A 6,332-nucleotide genomic window follows, 5' to 3' on the forward strand; every position below is an offset into this window, starting at 1 on the left:
CGATGTTGGAATTTGACAACGTCTCGAAATCGTTCTGGACGGGAACACAGCGCAAGGTGATCCTCGACCGCGCCTCATTCCGGGTCGAACTGGGAACCTCGCTGGGCATTCTTGCGCCCAATGGCACGGGCAAGACCACCTTGGTCAACATGATGTGCGGTCTGGAAAAACCCGATGAAGGGCAAATCCGCCGGACCAGCCGGATATCGTTTCCGCTGGGCTTCATGGGCGGTCTGGTCGGGCGGCTGTCGGCCAATGAAAATGCCCGCTACATCGCCCGAATCTACGGGCTGGACCCGGATTACGTTTCGGCCTTCGCCCGCTGGCTGACCGATATTGGCGAATATTTCGACATGCCAGTGGGCACCCATTCAGCGGGCATGCGGCAGCGGTTCAACTTTGCGCTGCTGCTGGCGCTGGAATTCGACATGTATCTGATCGACGAAGGCATGCCGCAGACGACCGATGCGGAATTCAACCGCAAGGCGGGCGCTGTGCTGTTCGACCGGCTGCGCAGCGCGACCGTGGTGATCGTGTCGCACCAGCCGCAAACGATCGAGAAATTCTGTCGCGCGGCGGCAATCCTGCGTGACGGACGGCTATACATGTTCGAATCCCTTGATGAGGCGAAACAATACTATGACTACACCGCCTAAGGCCCGCCGTTTCCACGCCTCGGCGGAAGAGGCTGTCCGCCCCGGTGCCGTGTCAGAGCCTGTCTCCGCCCAAGATCGTCCAAGGCCGGATGCGGGGATCAGGCTGGAATTGCGCAAGAAGGCGGAACCGCAGGATGTTGGTGGTGTAATGAGCGATGCAGATGCGCAAAGAGAACGGTTGATGCGGACCGAACCCGTCGATGACGGGCTTGGCGGTCTGCGCGCTGCGGCGGATGAGGCCGCCGGGGGCACGACGCCCGCAACCAGCCCCGAAAGTCCGCAGGAGCTTGAGGCCAAACTAGCGGCGATCCGCGCCGAAAATCTGTCGGAACGGCAGCTTCGCATCGCCCGGCGTATCGCCGCGATGCATCAGATCACGGTCAATTCCGATGAAGAGGCGGTTCTTCGACTGCGCGAACGCGGCATTGATCCATCGCAGCGTGCGGCGCTTGGACAGATCCTGTCGTCGGAAGGCAGCCGGGCGCAAGCCCAGCCGTCGCAGACCTCGCCCGTCGTCGTCCCAAGAACCGCCCCGCCTCCGGTTCCCGCCGTCGCACCGGGAACCGAGGTAGCATTACCCCGCCCGGGATTGCCGACACGCGAGGCCCTGACCGAAGAGAAACGGGCCGAGGAAATCTACAGGATCCAACGCGACATCGCCCGCCGCCGCCGTCGCCGGATGGCGATGCTCAGCATGCGGTTGCTGATCTTCGTGATGCTGCCCACCTTTCTCTGCGGGCTCTATTATTTCCGCTACGCGACGCCGCTTTATGCGACCGTCTCGCAGTTCCAGATCCAGTTCGCCGATACCGCCGGAATGGCGACACAGGGCAATGCGCTTGCCGGGCTTCAGGCCAATTCCGACGCGGTCGGCGTGCAAAGCTATCTGTCCTCGCGCGATGCAATGCTGCGGCTGGATGCGGACAAGGGTTTCAAGGCCGCCTTCCAGCAACAAGACATCGATCCAATCAAACGCCTGCCCGCCGATGCCACGAACGAGGCGACCTACCGGCTGTATCAGAACTCGGTCAAGATCGGCTACGACCCTACCGAGGGGATGCTGGACATGGAAGTCGTCGCCCCCAATCCGCAGCTTAGTCAGGAATTTTCGCTGGCGCTGATCGCCTATGCCGAGGAACAGGTGGACCGCCTGACCGCGCGCCTGCGCTCGGACCAGATGCAGGGCGCGATAGACGTTTATAACGACGCGGAACAGAAGGTCGTGGCGGCGCAGCAACGTGTGCAGGAGTTGCAGCAATCACTGGGCGTTCTGGACCCTGTGGCCGAGGGCACGGTGGTCATGAACCAGATCTCGATGCTGGAAGGGCAACTCAGCGAGAAGCGACTTGAGCTGGGCCAGCTTCTGGTGAATGCCCGGCCACAGCAAAGCCGTGTCGATGGCGTCCGCGGCGACATCTCGCGTCTCGAAGAATTGATCGCCCAGACCCGCACGCAACTGACGCAAGGAAATGAGACGCGCAATTCGCTGGCCGCGATTACGGGCAAATTGCGGATTGCGGAAAGCGACCTTCTCACACGGCAGGAATTGCTAGCGGCGGCGGCAGCGCAGATGGAAACGGCGCGGATCGAGGCGAACAAGCAGGTGCGTTATCTGTCGCTGTCGATCAATCCGGTCGCCCCGGACGAGGCCACCTATCCAAAGGCGTTTCAGAACACGCTGGTGGCATTCCTGATCTTTTCGGGTATCTATCTGATGCTGTCGCTGACGGCCTCCATTCTCCGCGAACAGGTATCCACATGACCCAACAAAAACATATCCCCATCGGCAATCTCACCTGCGGCAACGACCTGCCGTTGACGGTGATCGCCGGCCCCTGCCAACTGGAATCGCTGGATCACGCGCTGATGATCGGCGAAACCATGGCCGAGGCCTGCGCAAAGGCCGGTGCGGGCTATGTCTTCAAAGCCAGCTACGACAAGGCTAACCGGACCTCTTTATCCGGGCGTCGTGGTCTTGGGATCGAGGAAGGTCTCGAAATCCTCGCGACCGTGAAACAGCGGCTGGGCTGCCCGGTCCTGACCGATATCCACGACATCGATCAGGCGATCCGCGCGGCGGAATTTGTCGATGTGATCCAGATCCCCGCATTCCTGTCGCGTCAGACCGATCTGCTGCTGGCTGCTGGCAAAACCGGCGCGGTTGTGAACATCAAGAAGGGTCAGTTCCTGGCACCCTGGGACATGCCGAATGTGGCGGCGAAGGTCGCCTCGACCGGAAACGACAATATCCTTTTGACCGAACGCGGCGCCAGTTTCGGCTATAATACGTTGGTTACCGACATGCGTTCGCTGCCAATCATGGAGCGGACCGGCTATCCGGTAATCATGGACGCGACCCATTCGGTGCAGCAACCCGGCGGCCAGGGCGGCTCTTCGGGCGGGCAGCGCGAATTTGCGCCGCTGATGGCGCGGGCGGCGGTCTCGGTCGGCGTCGCCGGGGTGTTTATTGAAACGCACGAAGATCCCGACAACGCGCCCTCTGACGGCCCGAACATGGTTTATCTGGACCGGATGCCTGCGCTGGTCGCCTCGTTGATGGAATTCGACCGGCTGGCAAAGGCCGATCCGGTCATGGGCTGACCACGTGTCGGGGCGGGCGGATCAGACCGCCTGCCCCGCCGCTTCACCCGAAGCCCAAGCCCACTGAAAGTTATACCCGCCAAGCCAGCCGGTCACATCGACGCATTCACCGATGAAGTAGAGCCCCGGCGCCTTCCGCGCCTGCATGGTCCGGGCATCCAGATCGCGGGTATCCACGCCGCCAAGCGTCACCTCGGCAGTGCGATAACCCTCGGTCCCAACCGGTTTTACCTGCCAGCGCTGCACTCGCGCCCCAAGCTGATCCAGCCGCGCGTTCGGCTGATCCGCCAGTCGTGCATCCGCCAACCCCTGCTCAGCCGCAATCGCCGTCGCCAAACGCTCTGGCAGCAGTTGCGCCAAAGCGGTGGCCACCGCCACCTTGCCGCCCTGCCCCTTCCGCTGTTTCATCGCGGTGGCTACGTCAATCCCCGGCGCAAGATCGATCGAAAGCACCTCCCCCGGCGCCCAGAAGCTGGAGATCTGCAGAATCACCGGGCCGCTCAGGCCGCGATGCGTAAACAGCAGGCCATCTCGAAAATTGCCGCCACCATGCGCAATCTGCGCCTCGACCGCGATCCCCGCCAATGGTCGGCTCAGCGCCAGATCCTGCTCGGCAAACGTCAACGGCACTAGTCCGGCCTGCGTCGGGACGATACGCAACCCGAATTGTGCTGCGATTTCATAGGCCAGCCCGGTCGCCCCCATTTTCGGAATCGACTTACCCCCGCAAGCGACCACCACCCTATCGGCGCGCAACCTTTCGCCCGAGATCGTGGCGACAAAAGCATCGCCATCACGTTGCAGATCGGTCAACGAACTGTTCAACCGAAGCTCGGCACCGCGCATCCGGTGCAGCAGCAGATCGATAATCTGCGTTGACTTGCCGTCGCAGAACAACTGACCCTGCGTCTTCTCATGCCACGCGATTCCCGCGTGATCGACCAGCGCAACGAAATCCTGAGGCAAAAATCGCGCCAGCGCACTGGCCGCGAACCGAGGGTTCTGCGACAGAAACCGATAAGGCGTCGCCGCAAGATTTGTGAAGTTGCAGCGCCCGCCGCCAGAGATGCGAATCTTCTCGCCGGGATGTGCGGCATGATCAATCACGGCCACCCGTTTGCCACGCCTGACCGCCGTCCCTGCACAGAACAATCCTGCGGCTCCGGCACCGATGATAAGAACGTCTGTCTGCTTCATTACCGCCGCATATCGACCCGCGAAAGCTCGCGCAAGTTTTCCTATTTTTCGACTTGCACCCCCCCCCTGTCTTGGCTATCTACCCTCGCACAGTTGGGGCGTGGCCAAGTGGTAAGGCATCGGTTTTTGGTACCGTGTACCGTAGGTTCGAATCCTACCGCCCCAGCCAATTCAATGATTTCAATATCTTAGACGGCGCATTTCGCAGTCGTGCGAGGTGTGCGGACCTTCGCATCTTGTGCCTGAAACGAAGGCACAACATCTTGTATCACATCTTCCGAAGAGGGCGCCGTTACGTCTGAAGACGACAGATTCGCGGGCAGTCGATCCAGATAGCCCTAAAAACCGATGATCCGGCCGTTGCCCGAGCCGCAGGTGCGGCAGCCACCTTCTGCGTTGCGGCCTGCCGCTGCCCGCACCATCGTCCCCCCGGAAGAGCGGCCCGAGGGGCAGCAGGTTCGGGAGGGGGGCACTATAGCCCCCGTCATCATCCACAACCATATCGTCATGTCCGCGCCACCGGCTCCTGCCCCCGTCGCCCTCCTTCCACAAACCCTCCCGCCCGTCGCCGAGCCGCGACGTGATCCCCCCGTCGTGCAGCGGCTCCATCCCGCGCCCGTCGTCATCGACCTTACCGAACCGGAGCCCGACGCGATCATCCCCGCCGCCGAGCCGAAACCGAAAGATCCGAAGGCGGAACGCGCCGCCAAGGCCGCCGAAGTGGTTCCGGAAGGAACGGAGATTCTCTCGATCGTGCCCCGGATCAATGCCGAGGACATGAAGCGGGGCAAGGTGAACGATGGGTCCGCGCGCGATCTGGAAAGGACGCTGCAGCTCTTCGTCGAAATGACCGGCGTCGGCATGGTTGAAGCAATGACGCAAGCCCATCTTTCCGAGTTCGTCGACCTGTGCGCGATGCTGCCGAAAAACTACCGCAAGAGCGAGGCGGAGCGGAACAAGCCGATCGGCGACATCATCGAGGCGGCGCAGGAAGATCCGCACGTGACGTTCATCAGCGCGGCCACGATCAATAAGTCTCTGACGAATATCACAAAGCTGATCAAGAAGGCGCGGTCTTACGGAATCTCGGTCTCTGGCACGCTCGACCCCGGACTGCTGCGGATATCAGAAAAGGGCGCAGCAAAGGATCAGCGCAAGGCGTTCACGCTCGACGATATCCGGTCGATCTTCGGCCACGCGTCGCTGACTCCCGGCGTCAATCGGGCGAGACCGGAAGCGGCGTTGTTCTGGGTCGCCCATATTGCGGCGCTAACCGGCGCGCGGCGCGAGGAGATATGTGGGCTGGCGGCGGAAGATTTAGAGGTCCGCGACGGCATCCACGTCCTGTTCATCCGGCCTAACCGCTATCGCCGCCTCAAGACCGAGCAGTCGGAAAGGGTCGTTCCGCTGCACCGCGACCTGATCGCGCTCGGCTTTGTGGGATACGCGGCCAAGCGCGAACCCGGTGGAATGATGTTCGACCTCCGGAAGAAGGCAAAGGGCGCGTCGTATGGCGACTCGATCGACTACCGCTGGCGACAAGCGCAGTCGGAAACGGTCGGAACTGGCCAGCGTAAGTCCTTCCACTCGTTCCGGCACTCCGCGATCGATGCGCTGATAAAGGCGAAGGTGGGTAAGCAGACGCGGGCGCAGCTCTTCGGCCATCTGGTTGGAGATATCGAGGGTGACCGCTACGTCGGCGAGCCGGACCTCCGAGAGCTGTGTGATGCGATCGAGCTCCTGCCGTCTGTCAGAGCTTAGGTCATGTTGACGAATGGCGGAGCCATAGCCTGATGCAGGCGACGTCTACGAAGCCGAGGAAACTGTCTGCAGTTTTGTCGTAGCGGTTTGCCAGCCGGCGGCTGTTTTTCAGCTTGT

The 6,332-nt window shown here is 61.8% G+C and carries 5 protein-coding genes, 1 tRNA gene and 1 pseudogene; 5 read left to right on the forward strand and 2 right to left on the reverse strand.

Annotation, left to right across the window (positions count from 1 at the left end; genetic code table 11):
• The first annotated feature begins 2 nt into the window (after positions 1-2).
• Genes JJJ17_RS15690 through kdsA form a run of 3 tightly spaced genes read left to right on the forward strand, consistent with a single transcriptional unit; the run spans position 3 to position 3,257 of the window.
• A complete protein-coding gene (locus JJJ17_RS15690; protein ID WP_200688057.1) occupies positions 3-656 on the forward strand; it encodes an ABC transporter ATP-binding protein in 654 nt (217 codons plus the stop codon).
• A complete protein-coding gene (locus tag JJJ17_RS15695; protein WP_200688059.1) occupies positions 640-2,418 on the forward strand; it encodes a capsule biosynthesis protein in 1,779 nt (592 codons plus the stop codon). The genes JJJ17_RS15690 and JJJ17_RS15695 overlap by 17 nt, the downstream gene beginning before the upstream one ends.
• Entirely contained in the window at positions 2,415-3,257 is an 843-nt protein-coding gene (gene kdsA / locus JJJ17_RS15700; RefSeq protein WP_200688061.1) for a 3-deoxy-8-phosphooctulonate synthase, read from the forward strand. The genes JJJ17_RS15695 and kdsA overlap by 4 nt, the downstream gene beginning before the upstream one ends.
• Positions 3,258-3,278: 21 nt before the next feature.
• Here kdsA and JJJ17_RS15705 read toward each other — a convergent pair whose 3' ends face one another.
• Positions 3,279-4,454: a BaiN/RdsA family NAD(P)/FAD-dependent oxidoreductase gene (locus JJJ17_RS15705; protein WP_200688063.1), complete on the reverse strand. Its 1,176-nt coding sequence runs from the start codon at positions 4,452-4,454 to the stop codon at positions 3,279-3,281.
• A gap of 94 nt (positions 4,455-4,548) precedes the next feature.
• Between JJJ17_RS15705 and JJJ17_RS15710 the strand changes: the two genes are divergently transcribed.
• Positions 4,549-4,623, forward strand: a tRNA-Gln gene (locus tag JJJ17_RS15710).
• A gap of 191 nt (positions 4,624-4,814) precedes the next feature.
• A complete protein-coding gene (locus JJJ17_RS15715; protein ID WP_200688065.1) occupies positions 4,815-6,215 on the forward strand; it encodes a site-specific integrase in 1,401 nt (466 codons plus the stop codon).
• 1 nt (position 6,216) lies between these two features.
• Here JJJ17_RS15715 and JJJ17_RS15720 read toward each other — a convergent pair.
• A pseudogene (locus tag JJJ17_RS15720) lies at positions 6,217-6,332 on the reverse strand (IS5/IS1182 family transposase); the annotation flags it as partial.

This window comes from Paracoccus caeni (genome assembly GCF_016629665.1).
Taxonomy (GTDB): Bacteria; Pseudomonadota; Alphaproteobacteria; order Rhodobacterales; family Rhodobacteraceae; genus Paracoccus; species Paracoccus caeni.

Excerpts from the sequence above, each read along its gene's own strand:
- JJJ17_RS15705 (WP_200688063.1), bottom strand. The coding sequence starts at position 4,454 with ATGAAGCAGACAGACGTTCTTATCATCGGTGCCGGAGCCGCAGGATTG.
- kdsA (WP_200688061.1), top strand. The coding sequence starts at position 2,415 with ATGACCCAACAAAAACATATCCCCATCGGCAATCTCACCTGCGGCAAC.
- JJJ17_RS15690 (WP_200688057.1), top strand. The coding sequence starts at position 3 with ATGTTGGAATTTGACAACGTCTCGAAATCGTTCTGGACGGGAACACAG.
- JJJ17_RS15695 (WP_200688059.1), top strand. The coding sequence starts at position 640 with ATGACTACACCGCCTAAGGCCCGCCGTTTCCACGCCTCGGCGGAAGAG.